Source organism: Hyphomicrobium sp., assembly GCF_035687085.1.
Taxonomy (GTDB): domain Bacteria; phylum Pseudomonadota; class Alphaproteobacteria; order Rhizobiales; family Hyphomicrobiaceae; genus Hyphomicrobium_B.
The window spans coordinates 356697-377134 of the sequence record NZ_DASRYS010000002.1 but is presented as its reverse complement, the minus strand read 5'-3'; the positions used below and the strand labels follow the sequence as shown (position 1 = coordinate 377134).

General features: G+C 61.8%; 18 protein-coding genes. 12 read left to right on the top strand and 6 right to left on the bottom strand.

Annotation, left to right across the window (positions count from 1 at the left end; all coding sequences use genetic code 11):
• Positions 1-135: 135 nt before the first annotated feature.
• The 3 genes from hfq to VFG26_RS02195 all read left to right on the top strand — a co-directional run bounded on the left by hfq (position 136) and on the right by VFG26_RS02195 (position 3037).
• Positions 136-384 (top strand): RNA chaperone Hfq, encoded by a 249-nt coding sequence (gene hfq / locus VFG26_RS02205; RefSeq protein WP_325021748.1) that lies wholly within the window; start codon positions 136-138, stop codon positions 382-384.
• Between the two features lie 110 nt (positions 385-494).
• Positions 495-1799: a GTPase HflX gene (gene hflX / locus VFG26_RS02200; RefSeq protein WP_325022012.1), complete on the top strand. Its 1305-nt coding sequence runs from the start codon at positions 495-497 to the stop codon at positions 1797-1799.
• Positions 1800-1810: 11 nt separating this feature from the next.
• Positions 1811-3037, top strand: a complete 1227-nt coding sequence (locus VFG26_RS02195) for an FAD-dependent oxidoreductase (protein WP_325021746.1) — start codon at positions 1811-1813, stop codon at positions 3035-3037.
• Here the strand turns inward: VFG26_RS02195 and mazG are convergent.
• Positions 3034-3939, bottom strand: a complete 906-nt coding sequence (gene mazG, locus VFG26_RS02190) for a nucleoside triphosphate pyrophosphohydrolase (RefSeq protein WP_325021744.1) — start codon at positions 3937-3939, stop codon at positions 3034-3036. The two genes, VFG26_RS02195 and mazG, sit on opposite strands and share 4 nt — an antisense overlap.
• 67 nt (positions 3940-4006) lie before the next feature.
• Entirely contained in the window at positions 4007-4681 is a 675-nt protein-coding gene (locus VFG26_RS02185) for a DUF2306 domain-containing protein (RefSeq protein WP_325021742.1), read from the bottom strand.
• Positions 4682-4763: 82 nt separating this feature from the next.
• Between VFG26_RS02185 and VFG26_RS02180 the strand changes: the two genes are divergently transcribed.
• The 3 genes from VFG26_RS02180 to VFG26_RS02170 all read left to right on the top strand — a co-directional run bounded on the left by VFG26_RS02180 (position 4764) and on the right by VFG26_RS02170 (position 7074).
• On the top strand, positions 4764-5189 hold the full coding sequence (locus tag VFG26_RS02180; RefSeq protein ID WP_325021740.1) for a hypothetical protein: 426 nt from the start codon (positions 4764-4766) through the stop codon (positions 5187-5189).
• A gap of 80 nt (positions 5190-5269) precedes the next feature.
• Positions 5270-5998, top strand: a complete 729-nt coding sequence (locus VFG26_RS02175; RefSeq protein ID WP_325021739.1) for a hypothetical protein — start codon at positions 5270-5272, stop codon at positions 5996-5998.
• Positions 5999-6225: 227 nt separating this feature from the next.
• Positions 6226-7074: a hypothetical protein gene (locus VFG26_RS02170; protein WP_325021737.1), complete on the top strand. Its 849-nt coding sequence runs from the start codon at positions 6226-6228 to the stop codon at positions 7072-7074.
• Between the two features lie 102 nt (positions 7075-7176).
• Here the strand turns inward: VFG26_RS02170 and VFG26_RS02165 are convergent, their stop codons facing one another.
• The gene (locus tag VFG26_RS02165; RefSeq protein ID WP_325021735.1) at positions 7177-8697 is read right to left on the bottom strand and encodes a leucyl aminopeptidase; all 1521 of its coding nucleotides are present in this window, start codon (positions 8695-8697) and stop codon (positions 7177-7179) included.
• 395 nt (positions 8698-9092) lie between these two features.
• Here VFG26_RS02165 and lptF point away from each other — a divergent pair, with 395 nt between their 5' ends.
• The 6 genes from lptF to rsmA all read left to right on the top strand — a co-directional run bounded on the left by lptF (position 9093) and on the right by rsmA (position 17320).
• On the top strand, positions 9093-10283 hold the full coding sequence (lptF, locus tag VFG26_RS02160; RefSeq protein WP_325021733.1) for an LPS export ABC transporter permease LptF: 1191 nt from the start codon (positions 9093-9095) through the stop codon (positions 10281-10283).
• Entirely contained in the window at positions 10280-11374 is a 1095-nt protein-coding gene (gene lptG / locus VFG26_RS02155) for an LPS export ABC transporter permease LptG (protein WP_325021731.1), read from the top strand. The genes lptF and lptG overlap by 4 nt, the downstream gene beginning before the upstream one ends.
• A gap of 96 nt (positions 11375-11470) precedes the next feature.
• Positions 11471-13909 (top strand): LPS-assembly protein LptD, encoded by a 2439-nt coding sequence (locus VFG26_RS02150; protein ID WP_325021729.1) that lies wholly within the window; start codon positions 11471-11473, stop codon positions 13907-13909.
• Between the two features lie 141 nt (positions 13910-14050).
• On the top strand, positions 14051-15409 hold the full coding sequence (locus tag VFG26_RS02145) for a peptidylprolyl isomerase (RefSeq protein ID WP_325021727.1): 1359 nt from the start codon (positions 14051-14053) through the stop codon (positions 15407-15409).
• Positions 15393-16442: a 4-hydroxythreonine-4-phosphate dehydrogenase PdxA gene (gene pdxA / locus VFG26_RS02140; protein ID WP_325021725.1), complete on the top strand. Its 1050-nt coding sequence runs from the start codon at positions 15393-15395 to the stop codon at positions 16440-16442. Before VFG26_RS02145 ends, pdxA begins: the two co-directional genes overlap by 17 nt.
• Positions 16439-17320 (top strand): 16S rRNA (adenine(1518)-N(6)/adenine(1519)-N(6))-dimethyltransferase RsmA, encoded by an 882-nt coding sequence (rsmA, locus tag VFG26_RS02135; RefSeq protein WP_325021723.1) that lies wholly within the window; start codon positions 16439-16441, stop codon positions 17318-17320. Before pdxA ends, rsmA begins: the two co-directional genes overlap by 4 nt.
• On the opposite strand, the gene gmk is transcribed toward rsmA, so the two are convergent.
• The 3 genes from gmk to mltG form a co-directional block, all read right to left on the bottom strand.
• Positions 17317-18006 (bottom strand): guanylate kinase, encoded by a 690-nt coding sequence (gene gmk / locus VFG26_RS02130; protein WP_325021720.1) that lies wholly within the window; start codon positions 18004-18006, stop codon positions 17317-17319. The two genes, rsmA and gmk, sit on opposite strands and share 4 nt — an antisense overlap.
• 1 nt (position 18007) lies before the next feature.
• Positions 18008-18898 carry a YicC/YloC family endoribonuclease gene (locus VFG26_RS02125; protein ID WP_325021718.1) on the bottom strand — a complete coding sequence of 297 codons (891 nt, stop codon included), beginning with the start codon at positions 18896-18898 and terminating at the stop codon, positions 18008-18010.
• Between the two features lie 139 nt (positions 18899-19037).
• On the bottom strand, positions 19038-20324 hold the full coding sequence (mltG, locus tag VFG26_RS02120) for an endolytic transglycosylase MltG (protein ID WP_325021716.1): 1287 nt from the start codon (positions 20322-20324) through the stop codon (positions 19038-19040).
• Positions 20325-20438 lie beyond the last annotated feature (114 nt).

The window sequence follows — 20438 nt, the reverse complement described above, 5'->3', positions numbered from 1 at the left end:
TGCGCTCGCTTCGTCTTCACCGTATTTCATGGTGACCGCTGCACCGGTGCTCCATCGCACTTCCAGACGCGACGGCGCCAGTCGTTTACAAGAGACGCTTAAACAAGACGTCGAGATAAAAAACGGACAACAAAAATGGCGGCTGAAAAACCTCAGAACCTGCAGGACACATTTTTAAATTATGTTCGCAAGAACAAAACGCCTCTGACAATCTTCCTCATCAATGGCGTGAAACTCCAAGGCATCGTCAGCTGGTTTGATAATTTCTGCGTTCTCCTGCGCCGTGACGGTCATTCGCAGCTCGTTTACAAGCATGCAATTTCTACGATCATGCCTGGCGGTCCCGTCAATCTCAACGACCAGGATGAAGGCCCCGCAGGTTGAACTCACGTTCTAAAAACGGGGAAGGCGAAAAGCACGAGGGTGGAAGAAAGCGGGAGCGGCGGCCCGTCTCGAAGGAGACGAGGGCACCGAGAACGCGCACGCTCGTTGTTGTGCCCGCTTTCAAGCGGGCGCCAAAGGCAAAGTCCGGGCAGCCGTCGAAATCGTCCGCGCAGATACATACCCCTGAGAACCGGTTGGCCGAAGCCGTCGGCCTCGCCAATGCGATCGAACTGGACATTATCGATTCCACGATCGTGCCCGTATCAGAGCCGCGGCCGTCCACGCTGTTGGGATCGGGCAAGGTCGAAGAGATCAAGGAACGCGTCGCAGAGCTGGAAATTGGCCTCGTCGTCGTCGATTACAACATCACCCCCGTCCAGCAGCGCAATCTAGAGAAGGCGTGGAACGCCAAGGTCCTCGATCGCACCGGGCTCATTCTTGAAATTTTCGGCGCACGCGCAAGAACACGCGAAGGCGTGCTGCAAGTCGAACTTGCGCATCTGACCTACCAGAAGGGCCGGCTGGTTCGCGCCTGGACCCATTTGGAACGCCAGCGCGGTGGCGGCGGCTTTCTCGGCGGCCCCGGCGAAGCCCAGATCGAACTCGATCGCCGTATGCTCCAAGACCGGATCGATACGATCAAGCGTGACTTGGCCGAGGTCGTGAAGACGCGCGATCTCCATCGCAAGGGCCGGCGCAAGGTGCCGTACCCCATCGTCGCGATCGTCGGCTACACGAACGCTGGCAAGTCCACGCTGTTCAATAAGATCACTGGCGCCGGTGTCGTCGCCATGGACCAGGTGTTTGCGACGCTCGATCCGACGATGCGCGAAGTTAAACTTCCGAGCGCCCGGCGGATCATCCTGTCCGATACCGTCGGTTTCATTTCCGATCTGCCGACGATGCTCGTTGCAGCATTCCGCGCGACGCTCGAAGAAGTCGTCGAGGCTGATCTCATTCTTCACGTCCGCGACATTGCCCACGAAGAGACGGAAGCGCAGGCGCAAGACGTCGAGAAAGTGCTGGCGGATCTTGGGATCGATACGCTGCCCGTCGAAACGCACATTCTTGAAGTCTGGAACAAGATCGATCTTCTGCCCAGTGATCGTCGAGCCGAGCTACAACACGAGATGCAACGGAATGAGCGCCCGCCCGTGCTCGTCTCTGCCGCGACCGGCGAGGGGATGGCCCCGCTGCTGCACACGATCGACGAGCGCTTGGGCGCCTCGGACCAGATGCTCGACGTCGTCGTCCCGGCCAAGGATGGAGCGCTGCTCAATTGGCTGCACGAGACGTGCGATGTGCTCACTCGTGAATCACGCAAGGACGGAAGCATCGAAATGCGTCTTCGGGTACCGAGTGAAAAGCAGGCGCGCGTAATCGGACAGCTTCGCAAAGCCGGAATATCCGTCTAAGCTCGTCCGTTGTGGATGAGCGCGTCACATGCTGCATAGCGGGCGGCGGGCCCGCAGGGATGATGCTGGGCGTGCTCCTGGCACGGGCCGGCGTTGGCGTGACTGTGCTCGAGAAGCACAAGGATTTCCTTCGCGATTTTCGTGGCGATACGATTCATCCCTCCACGTTGCGTCTGATGGAGGAACTCGGCTGGCTTACCGATTTCCTGAAGCTGCCCCACCAAGAGACGAAGAGCATTTACGCTCAGTTCGGCGACCAGCGCTTCGAGATGGCGAATTTCTCGCATCTCCCCATCACCACGAAGTTCGTCGCGCTCATGCCGCAATGGGACTTTCTGAACTTCCTTGCGGAGAAGGGGAGGGCGTACCCCAAATTCAGATTGGAGATGAACGCGGAGGCAACCGGTCTCACCTTTGACGGCGATCGCGTCACCGGCGTGAAAGTGAAGACGCCGGAAGGTGCCAAGACCATCCAAGCTGATCTCGTCGTCGCTGCTGATGGACGCGCATCCGTTCTGCGCAGCGCAGCCGGCCTCGTCAGCGAAGACTTCGGCGCGCCAATGGACGTGATGTGGTTCCGGCTGCCGCGGCTGCCGACGGACACGGAGGAGACGCAGGGCCGCTTCGATGCCGGACATATCTTCGTCATGCTTCAGCGCGGCGACTATTGGCAGTGCGCCTACGTCATTCCGAAGGGCGGTGAGGCCAAAATACGCGCGGCGGGCCTCGATGCTTTCCGCAAAGCGGTGGGCAAGCTCCTGCCGTTCGAAGCCGCGCGCGCCAATGCGATCGCAGATTGGGATCAGGTCAAATTGCTGACTGTCGTCGTCGACCGCTTGAAGACGTGGGCAAGGCCCGGCCTGTTGTGCATTGGCGACGCCGCACACGCCATGAGCCCCGTCGGCGGTGTCGGTATCAATCTCGCAATTCAGGACGCCGTCGCCGCTGCCAACCTTTTATGGGGACCTCTCAAGGCCGGTAGACTGACGTTGAAGGATCTCGCAGCCGTGCAGGCGCGGCGCGAGTTTCCGACGCGCGCAACGCAACGTTTACAGCTGGCTGTCCAGAATAGGGTGATCGCGAAGACACTCACCGCGCAGCGCCCTGTGAAGCCGCCGCTGTTCGTCAGCGTCATGACGAGCTTGCCGCTGCTGTCGCGCATTCCCGCACGCCTCATCGGTCTCGGATTTAGGCCCGAGCACATCTCCGAGGCGATACGGAACGCGAAGGGCGCTTAACGCTTCTCCAAGGCCTTTGCTTCATCCCAAAGCGCGTCCATTTCCTCAAGTGAAGACTGCTCGGGAGCTTTGCCGCGTTCGCTTAATGCGTTCTCGATGTGAGCGAACCGCCGGACGAACTTGTCGTTCGCACCACGCAGCGCATCCTCCGGATCGAGCTTCAGATGCCGCGCGATGTTCGCCATCACGAACAGCAGGTCGCCGAACTCTTCCTTGATGGCGTCTTCGTTTGCCCTGCTCGACGAAGGAGAGTCGCCGGGCGCCACGGAAGCATCTCCCCGAGGATCAGCGGGAAGGGCGACTTCCTCCAACTCGCCAATCTCTTCCTTCAGCTTCTCGAACACGGGGCGCAGGTTCGGCCAATCGAAACCGACGCGTGCCGCTTTGTCCTGCAACTTGATGGCCCGGGTCAAAGCCGGAAGCCCGACGGGAACATCAGCCAGCGTCGCGGGCTTCTCCGTCGGCTTTGATGCGGCATCGCCCATGCGCAACCGCTCTTGCGCTTTCTCCGCCCGCTCTTCCGCCTTGATCTCTTCCCAGGACAATCGGACGGCGGCCGGATCACGCGCCGCTTTATCGCCGAACACGTGCGGATGCCGCCGGATCATTTTCCGCGTTGACGACTCCACGACATCGCCCAGCGCGAACGCGCCCCGCTCCTCGGCGATGCGCGAGTGATAAACGACCTGCAACAGCAGATCGCCAAGTTCGTCCTTGAGATCGACGAGGTCTCCGCGCGCGATCGCATCGGCAACCTCATAGGCTTCCTCGATCGTGTAGGGCGCGATCGTCTCGAAGGTCTGCTCGAGATCCCAGGGGCAGCCGGTGACCGGCGTCCTGAGCGCGGCCATGATTTCGACGAGCCGGGAAATGTCACGCGAGGGTTTCAGTCTGTCCGCCATGTCCGTCCTCTTTCGATGGCGGGACAGTAGACGACCGCGCACGCACCGACGAGAGCCGGTCCTGCGGCTATGTCGCCCGCCTCAAGATTGCGGACACAAGGCGAGGGCTCGAGAGGACGAGTGACAAAGGAATGATCCAGCCGGCCCATGCTGCCAGCGAATAAACAGGCTCGAAAGGCAGGCCCAGCGCGATTGCGGTTCCCGTGATGACCCGAAACCAGACGGCGCCCGTCGTTACGGCAGCCATCGCCATCATCAGATGAGCGTGGCGCAAGACATTCCGTTGGCGGATCGCAATGAGCGCGCCGCCGAAGAGAAAGAGCCAGACAAGTCCCTGCACGACAAACCCGGCGCGGGCGAGAACGGGGGAGTGGCTCATGATGGCGACAGGCAATGATGTCAGCCCACCAATCACCACAAAGGCGCCCAACAGTCGGCCGAGCGCTCTGTGAATGTCAGGACGATGTCTGACGGCGATGACGAGCGGAGCGAAGAGCAACGCCAAACCCGATGACAGCATGTGCGCCGGAAAGAGGATGGGCGCACGCCCGGCAAGTTCGAACATCTCGTAGGGCAGCGCGATGAGGCCGGTACCTGATCCAAGCGCGACCATTCCAACCGGAAGTACGAGGCAGCCGATGATCAGCAGAATTGTAACGCGTAGAACCAACCTTGACGGCACGCCAGATCGCAAAGACGCGAAAGCCGCGTTGCGGACTGCAGCCGGAAGTATGCTCGCCATATCGCTCATTGCAGTGAGCATCGCTTGCAGATTGGGCGGCTCTGCGGCGGCAGAGGACGCATCAGTTGCAAAGGCCGGTGAAATGTCTCCCGTCTCGCTCGCGGGCAGGTGGGCCGGCCACTATTACGCCTACGGCCGCAGCAGCGATGCAAAAGACTGCGGAGCAGGCGGCTGCAACCTCACCTACGACATCGTCGCCTGCAAAGAAGGCTGGTGCGGGATCGCGATCAAGGACGACAACACCTGCGGCGCGGTTGCCGTCCATCTCTCAGCCAACACCGAACCGGGCAAGACCGAGTTCAGGGGTAAGCTGGAGCTGGCGAAGGGCGCAGCGCCATATTCGGTCGCGGCCTGGTACTCAGCCGATCCCGAAAGCAAAACAGGTGAACTCCATCTCATCGGCGATACGGGACCCGAGCTGATGCTCTTCAGACGCTCTTTCCCGCTGGAGGCGAACTTCACCCGTACGGGAGATGCAACCTGCAAAATCGATGACGCCACAAGCTGACGGCGCGGAAGCTCCCAAGTTGCACCACCCGTTGCCGTGCCATGCGGCTCTGCTAGTCTCGAACGCAGAGCGGGGTATCGATGCACATTCTCTTCAATGGCCTGATGATGGCGCTGGAACTCGCGGCGATTGTCGCTGTCGCGTGGATCGGCTTCACCGCGCCGTTGGTCTTTGCCGCCGGTACGGCGCTGCTGGCGCTCGGTCTCGGAGCGGCCCTCGAAATTGCCCGGCTCAGATACGAGTTCCCGTTCTACTTCGATCGCCCGCCAGGCCGCTCGATGATCATCATCGTGGCGGTGGGCGCGCTGGAGGCCATAACGAAGGCCATCCTTGCGGGCGTCGTGGCGTTGCTGACATTCCTCGGCACGGATCAAGAGCGGCTGAAGTTCGTCGCCATCATTTTCGCCGTCTCGCTCTTCCTCGGCGTGCAGGCCGTTCGCTTCCTGATGGACCGCCTGAAAGCCCGTCCGATGCGCTGGGGCTATTTTCGGCTCGCAGCGCCGCTAGGGCTTTTGTTCTCGGGCGGGCTGACGTTCCTCCCGGCGCCCGGCATCACCGAGTTGGCGAGACGCGCGACGTTCGAACTTCCCACCAAGCCCTCGATGGAGCAGGCGAGTGAGTTTCTATTCCTTCTGAAGCAGAGCTTCGATGAGATCGTGGTGAGGATGCTGGCGTGGGTGTTCGATCCGGCCGTGGCTCAAGCGATCGGCGCCGTCGTCTCCGTCAATATGCTCTCGGGCTTCGTCCTGGCGCTCTATGCCGTTTTGATCGCTGAGGGTATCCGGACACTCGAGCGCCGGGAACCATGACAGGCGTCGCGATCATTTCAGGATGAGCATTGCCACGTGTGCTGCATATTTTTGTCAGTGCAGATCTGGAATTCTTTCCGCTTTCATTTTTGCTTGGTAAAAAGCGCTGCCCCACGGTGGTCACGACTCGTGCGTGCTTCTCATCAGCTACGTTGGGAAACCCTCTGCATCTTCTTTGAAATCGATTGAATTCCGAGGATTGCCAGCATCTGGAATAAGGGGATGCGATGCTCTTCGATTGCTTCAGTTTTTTCAACGAACTCGATTTGCTTGAAGTACGGCTGCACGAATTGCACGAGCTGGTTGATTACTTCGTGCTCGTAGAAGCCCGGCAAACGTTTCAGGGCGCGCCCAAACCTCTCTATTTTGCTGACAACGCCCAGCTCTTTCACCGCTATGCCGACAAGATCATTCCGATCGCCGTCGACTTTCCCGAGACGATCGCCGCTTACGGATTGAAGACGAAGCCGCTCGACGCCAATTGGGCGCGCGAACACTATCAGCGCGATCAAATCCACCGCGGATTATCCAAAGCGATCTCCAGCGATTTGATCATCGTATCCGACGTCGATGAGATCATCAGCGCAACGGCGCTGAAGCGCGCCCTTGCCGAACGCAAGCCGGGTGAGTTGACGATCTTCGAAATGCCGGTCTTCCGCGGCTCGGCCAATCGAAGGGTGAGGGAGCGGTGCTGGGACAAGGGGCCTCGTCTCATCGAGTATGCCCAGTTCACCGGCGCACAACGTCTGCGGCTGACCAAGATCAGCGCGTCGTCGCGGCTTCGCGGTACGCCATTGGAGCGCGTCTACGCCAGAGTTTGGAACTGGATCAACACGGGCATCGCGGCGCCCATCCGCGTCATCCCGAACGCCGGCTGGCACATGACGAGCCTAGGGGACTGGGAAGCGTGGCGCCGGAAGGTGGAGTCGTATTCGCATTCGGAACATCGCTTGTCCCGCAGCTTCCAGTGTCCGGAGGCGTATGCAAGCAGCCTCGCAAAGGACACCGACGTGGTCGGCTTGACCGAGCTACCGGATTTTGTCCGCCAGAACCCTGAGAGGTTCATCCTCGGCTGAGCGGCTCCTGGATTCGCATAATAGATATTATGGAAAGTAGAGACTGGACCGGCATATGTATCAAAACGATACGCCGGTCCAGTTTCTGTTCATACAAGTCGCTTACTTGTTCTCGTGCTGCTCGGCGAACGCGTTGAGCAGTCTCACGCCCCAGCCAGCGCCCCAGCTCTGGTTCGTGTCGTTGCGCGCGCCATCCATCGCCGTACCGGCAAGGTCGATATGGCTCCAGGCCGTGTCCTTCTGAACGAAGCGCTGCAGGAACGCCGCAGCGGTCGCAGCACCCGCCCAGCGGCCGCCAGTGTTCTTCATGTCAGCGTTCTTGGAGTCCATCATCTTGTCGAAGGCCTTGTCGAGCGGCATGCGCCAGAGCTTCTCGCCAGTCGCTTTCGACGCCGCCTGCAACTCGTCAGCGAGCTTGTCGTCGTTGGCGAACAGGCCCGCATACTCTTTGCCGAGCGCGACCATGATCGCGCCCGTCAGCGTCGCAAGATCGATGACGACCTTCGGCTTGAACGTATCCTGCGCGTACCAGAGCACGTCGGCGAGCACGAGCCGGCCTTCGGCATCCGTATTGATCACCTCGATCGTCTGACCCGACATCGACTTCACGATGTCGCCCGGACGGACCGCATTGCCCGACGGCATGTTCTCAACGCAGCCGATCAAGCCCACGGCGTTGATGTTCGCCTTACGCTCTGCGAGCGCGTGCATCGTGCCGACCACGGCGGCCGCGCCGCCCATATCGCCCTTCATGTCCTCCATGCCGGCGGCCGGCTTGATCGAGATGCCGCCGGTGTCGAACACGACGCCCTTGCCGACGAAGCAGATCGGCTTCTGCTTCTTGTTGCCCTTGGCGCCGTTCCACACCATGACCGCCAAACGCGACGGCCTGGTGCTTCCTTGACCGACGCAAAGAAGCGAGCCCATCCCGAGCTTTTCCATGTCCTTCACGTCGAGGATTTCGACGCTGACGCCGAGCTTCTCGAGTGCCTTGGTCTTATCTGCAAGTTCAACGGGGCCGAGAATGTTGGCCGGCTCGTTGACGAGATCGCGGGCGACGTTGACGCCGTTGGCGACGGCTTTCAGCGGCTGGAACGCAGCCTTCGCCTTGTCAGGATGCGGCACGTGGATGACAAGCTTCTTCAAGCCCTCTTTTTCCGCGCCATCCTCTCCGGACTTCTTCGTCAGGTATTTCTTGAAGTTGTAGTGACGCAGCATCGCGCCCTGAGCGATGAGCGCGCCGGCCTGATCGGCTGAGATATTATCCACGCCCTCGGCGTCAACGATCACGCCCGCGGTTGAGGTCTTGCGGCTTTGCACGGCGGAGACGATGGCGCCGCCGAGGTCCACGAGCTGCAGTTCAGTCAGCCCCGTCGCCTTGCCAAGCCCGCTGACGATCAGGCGATCGATGCCGATCTTGGCTGGAGCCAGAATCTCGATTGACGACTTGTATTTGCCTTTGAAGTCGGCGGCCGCGGCTGCCTTGCTGATCGCGCTGGCCGATTTCGTCTCGAGTTCGCGCGCCTTGCTTCCAAGGCCCAAACCTTCGGCCGCCAGCACGACAGTCACGGATTCAGGCTCGGCGTTGAGCGGCACGAAAGTGATTTCGAGGCGATCGGACATTTCAAGACGACTCCAAGTTAAAGAGGATCGAGGCCGTGAACAGGCTGAGGATGAGATGCAATGCTGGGACGCGGACGCCGATCCGCTGGCGTTCCGGCACCCTGTCACGTTGGGGGCGGAATGGGCAAGAACCGGTGGTAAGGCCGCACACCTTAGCCGTTCGCAAGGGCGTGGCAAGGGAACGCGTGCAATGGCTCTATTATCCACGCCTCTTTCGCGATCTAACCATCTGTACCCTCATAACGTTTCTTGCCATCTGCCAAAAGGTCGGGTGATGGCTCGCAGCCGAAATTCCGCCACTGTGCTATGGGAGCCGGACGTATCCTCCTCACAGGAGCCGGTGATGGGGAGAGTGCTTCGGCTGATGGGGCCGAAGGGGGGAGAGCGGCTGACGCATGCGCATTTTCTCGATATACGTCTTCCGCCAGGCCGTGGGCTCTTTCCTGCTCATCTTGGCGTCGTTGACGGGCGTTGTCTGGATTGCACTGGCCTTGCGCCAGTTCAACGTCGTGACCAGCCAGGGTCAGGACACCTGGATGCTCATCAAGATGACGTCCCTCGCCGTGCCCAATCTCATGGCGATCATCGCCCCCTTCTCGTTCTTGATTGCTGCCCTCCACACCCTCAATCGCCTCAATACCGACAGTGAACTCATCGTCATTTCGGCCGCCGGATCCAAGGTCTGGACCGTGGCCAAGCCGCTGATTTTGCTTGCTCTGCTGGTCAGTCTCTTTCTCGCTTTCGTCAGTCACATCGCCCAGCCTTGGAGCATGCGGCTGCTCAGCGATTATCTCGTGCAGGTCAGGAGCGATCTCTTGACCCAGGTCATCCAGCCGGGCCGTTTTTCGAGCCCCGAACCCGACCTGATGTTCCACATCCGTGACCGCTCCGTCGACGGTGAGCTTCTCGGCCTCGTCATGCACGACACGCGGGATAAGGCCCAGTCGCAAAGCTATCTCGCTGAGCGCGGAACGCTCGTGAAGCAGGACGGCACCGCCTATCTCGTCATGTCCGCCGGCCACATCATCCGCCGCTCCGATGCCGATGGGCCGCCGCAAATCGTGGCCTTCGACAAGTACGTGGTGGACCTCGACCGGTTCGAGCCCCAGAACGACGGCTCGGGCGAGCGCAAGCCGCGCGAGCGCTATTGGAGCGAACTCACGCAGCCGGCCCCCGAAAGCCGCCTCTTCAAGTCATCCCCTGGGCAGTTCCGCGCCGAGATCCACGAGCGTCTCGTGGGTCCCCTCTATCCGATCGCCTTTGCGTTTCTCATCGTCGCCTTCGTGGGTCAGGCGAAATCGACGCGATCGAGCCGCATGCAGACCCTGGTGGTGACATTCCTTGTGGCCGCGGGCTGCCGCATGGCCGGCCTCGCGCTGAACAACATGGTCGCGCGCGACGCTTCGATGCTCATCGCACTCTACGGCGTTCCCATCGGCGCAATCGTTTTCTCGCTGATCATGATCAAGCGCGCGGACCGGCAGCGGCGCGCGAGTAAGATCCCGGGCCTCATCACGGACGCGATATCTACGACGGCGAATCTGGCGGTTCGCCTCGTCATGCCGCGCCGGAAGGTGGCCACATGATCCGCTCCTTCACGCTCACGCGCTACATCGCCAAGCTTTTCACCGTCGCGATTGCCTCGACGCTGCTGGTTTGCGCGCTTCTGATCTTCATGATCGATTTCATCGAGTTGCTGCGCCAATCGAGCAAGTACGGTAATGTCCCCGCGGCGACGCTCATCGGCATCGCCCTCCTCCGCCTCAGCGCCTATGTCGAGTTTCTCATCGGCTTTGCGGTCCTCGTCGGCACGATCAGCGCCCTCCTCTACCTTAATCGGAAGAGCGAGCTTGCCGTCATGCGCGCCGGCGGCATGTCCGTCTGGCAGTTTCTAGCGCCGGGAATCGCGGTCGGACTTATCGTCGGAATATTCGGCGTGACCGTCTATAACCCGCTGGCCGCCCGCGGCCGCGCCAAGTCGGAACAGGTCTTCGCCAAGGCCTTCGGCAACGATACCAACCTCCTTCGCGCCCAAGGCGGCGGCTCCTGGATCACCCAGAACGGCGTTGACGGCGAGTCGGTCCTGGGCGCCGCCGCGGCGACAAACCGGGGTCTCAACCTGAACGGCGTTATGATTTTCGCCTATGACCGCGACGGCCATTTCACCGAACGGGTGGACGCGGCGCAGGCCGAACTCAAGGATGGCTACTGGAAACTCACCGACGCCTGGGTCACGCGCCTTGGCCAGCAGCCTGAAAAATTCAGCACCTATCTTGTATCGACATACCTCACGCCGGACCGGGTCCAGGACGCGCTGGGAACGGTGTTTTCGGTCTCCTTCTGGGACCTGCCGGAACTCATCGAAGCCGCTGAAAAAGCGAAACTTTCGACCGAACGCCTGAAGGTGCAGTACGAGTCCCTGCTGGTCCGTCCCCTGCTTTGTGTCGCCATGGTCCTTTTGGCAGCAACTGTGTCATTGCGGTCATTCCGCTCCGGTGGCATCCAGACTATGGTTACGACAGGGATGATCGGTGGGGTCGGGTTCTTCTTGCTTTCGGAAATCGCAAGACAAATTGGAATCGCAGGTCTGGCACCCGCGTGGGCGGCGGCATGGTTGCCCGTCGCGCTCGTCTTGATCATTGCAACCACGGTGCTGTTGCACCAGGAGGACGGCTGAGTGATGCGTGAAGCGCGGACACCGCAAGGGGGTTGCGGGCCGTTACGCGAAGGTTCTCGTCGTCGCCGGAAGGCGCACGAGGCCGGTCGCGCGCTTTTGCGCGTTGTTCTCTTCGCTTCGCTTGCAGCGATCTCGGGCATTGCGCACGCTCAGGAATTCGATCAGGGCGGCACCACCCGCACGAAGAAAAACCAATCGTCGTTCGGAGCCGCAAATTCGCCGAGCTCGATCTTCGGCAAGGTCAACACGAACATCGACCGCGCGCAGCCTCTGCGCCTGCAGGGCGACCAGCTGATCTACGACAAATCGGGCGATCGCGTCATTTCACGCGGCAACGTCGAGATCTTCTACAACAACTACATCCTCACCGCCGATGAGGTCGTCTACGATCAGAGCGGCGGGACGCTGACGGCCGTCGGCAACGTCACCCTGAAAGAGCCGCAAGGCAACATCGTCCATGCCGACCGCTACACGCTGACGGACGACTTCCGTGACGGCTTCGTGTCGGCCCTGTCGATCGTGTCGGCCGACAAGTCCCATATCTCCGCCGACCACGCCACACGGCGCGAGGGCAACGTCACCGAATTTGCGAACGCCAAGTTCACGCCGTGCCAAAGCGATGGCAACACGCCGCCCCTTTGGTGCATCAGCGCCGCTCGCATCATCCACGATCAGGAAGCCGCGACCCTCACCTACCAGGACGCGTATTTCCAGATCTACGGCCAGCCGATCTTCTACCTGCCCTACTTCCAGAGCCCCGATCCTTCGGTGAAGCGGAAGTCCGGCTTCTTGACGCCCGACTACGGTCACTCCAGCACGCTGGGCTACATCACCGGCATCCCGTATTTCTGGAATCTCGCGCCCAACTACGACGTCACGTTCCAGCCGCTCTACATGAGCGAGCAGGGCCTGTTCCTGAAGGGCGAGTGGCGGCATCGCCTGGCGAACGGCGAATACAACGTCATTCTCGCCGGCATCGATCAGGACGCCGACAATCTGCCGGGTGGTGGAGCAAAGAATGAAAAGCTCGACGGCCTCCGCGGCAGCGTCGAGACCCACGGCCTCTTCTCGCTCTCCAGCTGGTGGAGATTCGGCTGGGATGCGATCATCGAAAGCGACGATCAGTTCCGCCGCTTCTATAAGCTCGACAGCATTCTGGTCACCGATCGCGTCAATCAGGTCTACCTGACCGGCCAGTCGGATCGGAACTACTTCAACGCCACGTTCTATCAGTTCGGCGGCTTGCTGACGGACGACACGCCGCGCACCGAAAGCTATGCGCATCCCGTCATCAACTACAATTACGTGTTCGCTGATCCCGTTCTGGGCGGCGAACTCAAATGGAACACGAACGTCTTGAGCTTCACGCGCGCCGATGGGTCCCTAGAGGGCTCAATCACGGATCCGCGCAAACGCGACCAGAATATCAATCGCATCATCACCGAATTCAATTGGCGCCGCCGCCTGACAGACGCGATCGGCATCAGCTACACGCCGTTCGCCGATGTGCGGGGCGACGTCTACGGGTTGAGCAACGTCAGTGATCCCACCACGGTCACCCTCCAACAGGGCGAGGATGGCATGCTGGAGGTGAATCCTGCGACGACCAGGGTGTATGACGACACGATCACGCGCGGCGTCGTCGATGGCGGCTTGCTCGTGTCCTATCCGTGGGTTGCCAACAGGGCGAACGGATCGCACATCATCGAGCCGATCGGCCAGATGGTCTTCCACCAGGAAAGCCTGCCGCAGCGCCGTATGCCGGACGAAGACGCGCAAAGCCTCGTGTTCGACGACACCAACCTCTTCGCAACGTCGAAGTTCTCCGGCTACGACCGCATCGAAACGGGCACGCGCGCAAACGTCGGCCTGCAGTACACCTTCCAGTCCAATGACGGCGGCTACGCCCGCTTCCTCGCTGGTCAGAGCTATCAACTGTCGGGCGATAACATCTATCGCAATCCCGGCCGGACGGACGACGGCAACTTCGTCTACACGCCCTACAGCGGCCTCGAGACCTCGCGCTCGGACTACGTCCTGGGTGCTTACTTCGCTCCGATCGAGAACTTCCGCATCATTTCGCAGAGCCGGTTCGATCAATCGACGTTGGCTTTGAAACGCGAAGACCTGGCGGCCGTCGCCAGATACGGTCCGCTCTCGATGACGGCCGGCTACTCGTATGACGCTCAGGCCCTGTTCACCAACCCCGAGGACCCTGACTTCATCGCCGTCCCAACGCGCGAAGAAGAACTCTTGGCGGCAGCCACGCTGCAGCTAACGGCGAACTGGAGCATCGGCGGCTCGACCCGTTACGACCTCGAGAGCGGCAACTTCCGCTACGATAGCGTCAACGTGAAATACGCCGACGACTGCTTCGTCCTGACGGCGTCCTACATCGAGTCCAACTACTCCGATTTCTCGATCGAGCCGGACCAGACGGTTATGCTGCGCTTCGAATTTAAGCACCTTGGCGGTTTCGCGGCGAGGACGGGCAATCTCGACTTCAATATGGGCGGCGACCAGCGTACGAACTGATCCGGCTGGCGGTGACCACGCCCTTGAGCCAAGGGGAACCGGATTTTGGCCACTCTTAATGTGGATAAGCCCCCAATCATCGGCCGCAGGCACGCTATCCTGAAGCCCACGCCGATTCGGACTTATGGATGTCGCTTAAGCATGCCCTTGCCACGCACCACTGCCGCACATTTCTCAAGCTTTGCAGCGCGTTGCGCCTTGGCGAGCCTCTCCGGCGTTGCCCTCTTGGCGGGCCTTTCCGTCACAACACCGCTGGCCGCCGCAGGCCAGACCGGGACGGTCGCGGTGACCGGCGACGGCACCTCCGCATTGCCCAAGCCGTCGGTGGGTGGCGCGGCCGGAGCATCGGCCACCGAGACTGAGACCAAAGGCAAAAGCAAAAAATCCAAGAAATCGCCGCCCGCTGCCGCAGCTTCCGCAGCCCAGGACCTCGCCGCGCCGACCAAAGATCAGCGCGCCATCGCGGCCCTCGTCAACGACGAGCCGATTACGGGCTTCGAGATCGATCAGCGCGCGATGATGCTGAGCGGCACGAACATCCAGCAGCAGGCAAAAACCAACTTCGAAGCTCTTGTCAAAAATCCGAAGACGTCGGAACGCCTGAAGGCGATTTTGCAGGAGACCGTTAAGGCCAACGAAGGAAAATCGCGCGAGGAAATCATCGCGATCTTCGAGCGCCGCAAAAAAGAATTCGGCATGAACCTGCAGAAGCAGGCTTTCGAAAACGCGAGAAACTCCGCGCTTCCTGCCATGAAGAAGCAGGCGCTCGAAGAGCTGATCGACGACCGCCTCAAGATGCAGGAAGCCAAGAAGCAGAGCGTCACCATTGAGGACGCCGAGGTCGATCGCATCGTCGCCAGCATCGCCGAACGCAACAAGATGACGACCGAGCAGTTCGCCAAGCAGATCGGCGGCAGCCTCGAGCCCATCAAATCGCGCATCAAGGCCACGCTCTCGTGGAACGAGGTCGTGCGCCGCCGGTTCGGCCCCTTGATCAACGTCTCCAACAAGGACGTCGACAAGTTCGTCGCCGCCTCCTCGGTCGCCGGTAACGACGATGTCGAGTTGAACGTCCAGCGCGTTCGCATCGCGATGCCGGTCAAGATCGAGGAAAACGGCGTCGCGGCCCGCATCCAGGAAGCCGACAAGATCAAAGCGAAGTTCTCCGGCTGCCAATCCACGGCAGCAGCCGCTGCGGGCGTTCCCGGCGCGACCTTCGAAGATCTCGGCAAGCGCCGTCCTTCAACGATCTCCGAGCCCACGCGAACGCTGCTCGTCAACGCCAGCGACGGCGAGATGCTGCCGCCGACCGTGAATGAGGGCGCCATCGAGTTGTGGGTCGTATGCGGACGCACGGTCGTGAAAGCGGTTGATGCCAAGCGCACGGCGGCAGAAGGCGAACTCAAGCAAAAGGAGTTCGAGCTGATGGCGAAGCGCTACATCAAGGACCTCCGCGAGGACGCCCACATCGAGTACCGGATTAATGTCGGCTCCCGTTAAGGAGCAGACCCCGCCCCTGGCACTCACGATGGGTGACGCTGCGGGGATCGGCCCCGAGATCACCATCAAAGCCTGGAAAGACCGCGCTGCCGATCGGTTGCCGGCGTTCGTGCTCTATGCCGACGCCGATCTGATGCGCGCCGCCGCTCGCGCGTCAGGCCTCGATGAAGCGGTGATCGTTCCTGTGCCGGATGCCGCCACCGGCGCAACGATCTTTGCCGATGCGCTTCCTGTTTTGCCGATCCCGCTCGCAGAACCGGCTAAGCTCGGCCAGCCCTCGGTACGCAACGGACCCGCCACCATCAGCGCCATCCGCACCGCGGTGGCCGACGTAGCAGCCGGCCGCGCGTCGGCCGTCGTCACCAACCCCATCGCCAAATCTGTGCTCTACGGCGCGGGCTTCGAGTTCCCCGGACATACCGAATACCTCGGTGCCCTGGCAGAAGAATTCTGGCCGGGCGAACCCTCAGAGCCGGTGATGATGCTCGCCTCGTCCGAACTCCGCGTCGTGCCGCTGACGATCCATGTCCCCCTGAAGGACGTGCCCGGCCTCCTGAGTAGCGATAAGATCATCAAGACCGCGCGCATCATGGCGGCCTCACTCAGGCGCGACTTCGGCATTGAGCGCCCGCGCATTGCCATCGCGGGATTGAACCCGCACGCAGGCGAAGATGGCGCGCTCGGCTCCGAGGACAGCGAAATCATCAAGCCCGCCATTGACGCTCTCAAGGCCGAGGCGCACGAAGTGTCAGGACCTCACGCCGCCGACACGATGTTTCATGCGGCGGCCCGCAAGACCTACGATGCGGCGCTCGCCATGTATCACGACCAAGGACTGATCCCGATCAAGACGCTCAGCTTCGACGAAGGGGTCAACGCAACGATCGGCCTGCCCTTCGTTCGCACCTCACCCGATCACGGCACCGCCTTCGGCATCGCAGGCAAGGGCGTTGCATCGGCCGCCAGTCTGAAGGCTGCATTGAAGCTCGCCGGTGAAATGGCCGCGCGCCGGATCCACGCGGCTGCATCATGAACGCCTCCACTGCGCCTGACGGTCTGCCGCCCCTGCGCGACGTCATCGAACGCCATGGCTTGAGCGCCAAGAAATCGCTTGGCCAGAACTTCCTGCTCGACCTCAACCTGACGCGCAAAATCGCGCGCCTCGCCGGCGACTTGAGCGGCCGCACCGTCGTTGAAGTCGGTCCCGGGCCCGGCGGCCTGACGCGCGCGCTCCTGATCGAAGGCGCCAAGCGCGTCGTCGCCATCGAACGGGACGATCGCTGCCTCCCAGCGCTAGCCGAAGTTTCAGCAGCGTTTCCCGGCCGCCTGGAGGTGCACGCCGACGATGCACTTGAGGTCGATTGGCTGAAGCTCCTGGAAGGCGAAGGTCCCGTGACGATCGCCGCGAACCTCCCCTATGGCGTCGCCTCGCTGCTGCTCGTCAATTGGCTCGAAACCGAGCCTTGGCCGCCCTGGTATGACCGCATGGTCCTGATGTTCCAGCGCGAGGTGGCCGAACGCATCGTCGCCGCGCCGCGGTCGAAGGCCTACGGCAGGCTCTCCGTCCTCGCCCAGTGGCGGACGGAAGCCAAAATCGTCATGAACCTGCCGCCCGAAGCGTTCACGCCGCCGCCGAAGGTGTCCTCTGCGATCGTCGAGCTTCGCCCGCGCGCCAATCCCGAGCCCGCCTGCGATGTCAAAACCCTGGCGCGGGTCACAGCGGCAGCGTTCGGCCAGCGCCGCAAGATGCTTCGCTCCAGCCTCAAGCAGTTGACGCCCTTCCCAGAGCTTCTCCTGCAGCGTGCGGGCCTCTCGCCCGAGCGCCGGGCGGAGGAACTCTCCGTCTCCGACTTTGCCCGCCTTGCCGCCATATTTGATGCAGGCGCCGAAGCGCCGCCGCCGCAAACCTAAAGCGCCGACTGCAGCTTCCGAACGAACTCGGAAAGCCCGAGCTGACGCCCGCGCTTCAACCGCTCCGCCGTCAGGATGGCGAGTGCCGCGGCCGTGCTCTGCTCGATCTGCGCGTTGACGAGAACGTAATCGTATTCCGGCCAATGGCTGATCTCGGACGACGCCGCAGCCATCCGCTTGGCGACGACTTCAGCGGAATCCTGCGCCCGCGATTTCAAGCGGCCTTCGAGGATTTCGCCGGACGGCGGAAGAACGAATACGCGCACGACGTCGTGAGGCATCTTCTCCGACAGCTGCTGCGCTCCCTGCCAATCGATATCGAAGAGAACATCCCGGCCGTCGCGAATGGCAGCTTCGACAGGCGCGCGCGGCGTGCCGTAGTAATTGTCGAACACGCGTGCCCACTCGAGAAGCTCACCGCGTTCCTTCATGTCTTCGAAGGCGCGATGGTCGACGAAGTGATAATCGACGCCGTCCTGTTCGCCCGGCCGCGGCGGCCGCGTCGTCACCGACACCGACATCTCGATGTTGCTGTCGGCAGCAAGCACGCGCCGCGCCAGCGTCGTCTTGCCAGCTCCCGATGGCGAGGAGACGATATAGAGCAGTCCCCGGCGCGCGATGTGCGGCTCGGAAATATCTTCGCTGCTTGCTCCGCTCGCTGAATTTTCCGCGCTGTTTTTGGTCATCTTATTCGACATTTTGCACTTGTTCGCGAAGCTGGTCGATGACCGTCTTCAATTGCAGCCCGAGCCGCGTGATATCGACCGCATTGGCCTTCGAGCAAAGCGTGTTGGCCTCGCGATTGAATTCCTGCGCGAGAAAATCGAGCTTGCGGCCGACGGCCCCCGGCTCGCCCATGATATCGCGCGCGCCAGCGACGTGAGCGGCAAGCCGCTGCAGTTCTTCCTCGACGTCGGCGCGGGTCGCCATCAGCATCGCTTCCTGATGCAGCCGGTCGTGATCGAGTGCCGCCGTCGTCTCAAAGAGACGCGCGATCGCATCCTTGAGCCGGTTGGTGATCGCCTCGGGCGTGCGCGATGGCGAGGCCCGCACCTCTCCGGCCAGCCGCTCGATTTGCGCCAGCTGATCGCGAACGATTTCGGCAAGACGCGCGCCTTCCGCTCGCCGCGCTTCGGCAAGCTTGTCCAGCGCCGTTCCGAGGCTACTCAGAAGCGCAGCCTCCCGCGCCGCGCGCGCCTCGGCATCCTCAGCCGCCTGATCGGCGATTTCGAGCACGCCTTTGATCATCAGAAACTGCGCCGCATCGGGCTTCGCCGCACCCGAAAGCGCCGATACCCGTTCGGCTGCCTTCACCACGTCGGCCAGCACGAGCTCGTTGAGCCGCACCGAGCCGTTACCCTGCTGCCGTTCGAGCGCGAGCGAGAGGGCGATGTTGCCGCGCACGAACCGCTTCGAGACGGCTTCACGCGCCGCCACCTCAAGAGATTCGTAGCCCGGCGGCAGCCGCAGCCGGACGTCGAGCCCGCGGCCATTGACGCTGCGTGCTTCCCATGTCCAGGCCAGCCCATTGGCCGAGCCATCGACACGGGCAAATCCCGTCATACTGGAAATTGTCATGGAAAAGGTCTCGTTGACGGGGTGAGTTATGCGGCGCGCAACTTAACGGGAAGCGCCGCGCCCGCCAACAGGCGTTATGCCGGTATTTCGCTGTCCCCGCCCGGCTCCGCGCCGCGGAGTAGCCTTACGCCGATATGGGCTATTCCTTTTTCGGCTTCCGGACAGGCAACGGTACAGTCGTCGTGTTCGCTGGCGCCGTTGACGAAACCGTGCCGTCGGCGCCGTTCGATGCCGAAGCCGCTTTCGCAGCTTTCTGGCCTTTCGTCGTCACCGGACCAGTCTTGGGGCCTTCCTCGCTGCTCGGCGGAATGGGCGCAGCTCCCGCGGCCTGATCGGCAGCATCGGCCGCGCTCTGTTTCGCTTTCGCCTGCTTCTCGACCGCACGCCATTTCTGCACAGCCGAGTTGTGGTCCTTCAGCGTCTCCGTGAAGGTATGACCTCCCGTGCCGTCGGCGACGAAATAGAGATCCGACGTTTTCGCCGGATGCAATGCCGCGTGCAATGCGGATTTACCGGGGTTGCAGATCGGCCCCGGCGGCAGACCGTTGATCTGGTAAGTGTTGTAAGGCGTCTTCCCCTCGATGTCGGACCTCGTAATCCCGCGGCCAAGCACGCCCTGTCCGCCGACGATGCCGTAGATGATCGTAGGGTCCGACTGAAGCCGCATTCCCTTCTTCAGCCGATTGTAAAAAACGGCGGCGACACGTTCACGCTCATCGTCACGTCCCGTTTCCTTCTCGACGATAGAGGCGAACGTCACCAGCTCTTCGACGGACCGGATCGGAAGATCGGGATCGCGGCCCTCCCAGAGTTCGGCCAGAGATCGTTCCATGGCCTCGCGCATGCGGTCGAGAATCTCGTTCCGCGCCGTGCCTTTCGAGAAATGGTACGTATCGGGAAGGAGCGAACCCTCAGGCGGAATGCTTGTGATCTCACCGCTGAGGTTCGGCTCGGCCTTGAGGCGTTCGACGATCTGCTCGCTCGTCAGGCCCTCAGGCAGCGTCGTCTTGTAGAGGATCGACTTACCCTCGGCGAGGGTGTCGATCACCTCTCGCATCGAGGCGTGTTCCTTGATCTCGTACTCACCGGCACGAAGCTCGGCCGCTTTCTTGGAACCGACAAGGCCCTGCAGCAGGTAACCGCCGACGAATGTCCAGCGATTGGTAATGATGCCTTCCCGTTCCAGTCGCTCGGCGATGGCAATGCGGCCTTCGCCTTTGGGAATTACGACGATGCGCGGCCCCTCAAGCGGCCCCGGACTTTCGAAGTTGTTGAAGATGGCGAACACCGTGCCGCCCACGAGCAGCATGACGACGAGCGTGACTGTCAGAACGCCGCTGATGACGCGAACGAAGCTCGCCAGCGCCCGCGATGGCTCGCGCGCCTGCAGTCCGCGCGGCCGCCCCGGCGCGCGACCAGGCTCCAATCGTTCGGCAGGGCTTCGAGCCCCAGCAGTCCGAGACGTTCTAACACCGTCTGGACGCTTCCTGTTCTGACTCATGATACCGCGAGCACCGTCATTGAAAGAGCGCTGCAGACC

What these genes read in the sequence shown, in the direction of transcription:
- lptF (WP_325021733.1), top strand. Translation starts at nt 9,093, where the DNA reads ATGCGCATTTTCTCGATATACGTCTTCCGCCAGGCCGTGGGCTCTTTC.
- VFG26_RS02185 (WP_325021742.1), bottom strand. Translation starts at nt 4,681, where the DNA reads ATGGCGAGCATACTTCCGGCTGCAGTCCGCAACGCGGCTTTCGCGTCT.
- VFG26_RS02145 (WP_325021727.1), top strand. Translation starts at nt 14,051, where the DNA reads ATGCCCTTGCCACGCACCACTGCCGCACATTTCTCAAGCTTTGCAGCG.
- VFG26_RS02175 (WP_325021739.1), top strand. Translation starts at nt 5,270, where the DNA reads ATGCACATTCTCTTCAATGGCCTGATGATGGCGCTGGAACTCGCGGCG.
- VFG26_RS02170 (WP_325021737.1), top strand. Translation starts at nt 6,226, where the DNA reads ATGCTCTTCGATTGCTTCAGTTTTTTCAACGAACTCGATTTGCTTGAA.
- hfq (WP_325021748.1), top strand. Translation starts at nt 136, where the DNA reads ATGGCGGCTGAAAAACCTCAGAACCTGCAGGACACATTTTTAAATTAT.
- VFG26_RS02125 (WP_325021718.1), bottom strand. Translation starts at nt 18,898, where the DNA reads ATGACAATTTCCAGTATGACGGGATTTGCCCGTGTCGATGGCTCGGCC.
- rsmA (WP_325021723.1), top strand. Translation starts at nt 16,439, where the DNA reads ATGAACGCCTCCACTGCGCCTGACGGTCTGCCGCCCCTGCGCGACGTC.
- mazG (WP_325021744.1), bottom strand. Translation starts at nt 3,939, where the DNA reads ATGGCGGACAGACTGAAACCCTCGCGTGACATTTCCCGGCTCGTCGAA.
- VFG26_RS02180 (WP_325021740.1), top strand. Translation starts at nt 4,764, where the DNA reads ATGTCTCCCGTCTCGCTCGCGGGCAGGTGGGCCGGCCACTATTACGCC.
- VFG26_RS02165 (WP_325021735.1), bottom strand. Translation starts at nt 8,697, where the DNA reads ATGTCCGATCGCCTCGAAATCACTTTCGTGCCGCTCAACGCCGAGCCT.
- pdxA (WP_325021725.1), top strand. Translation starts at nt 15,393, where the DNA reads ATGTCGGCTCCCGTTAAGGAGCAGACCCCGCCCCTGGCACTCACGATG.
- gmk (WP_325021720.1), bottom strand. Translation starts at nt 18,006, where the DNA reads ATGACCAAAAACAGCGCGGAAAATTCAGCGAGCGGAGCAAGCAGCGAA.
- lptG (WP_325021731.1), top strand. Translation starts at nt 10,280, where the DNA reads ATGATCCGCTCCTTCACGCTCACGCGCTACATCGCCAAGCTTTTCACC.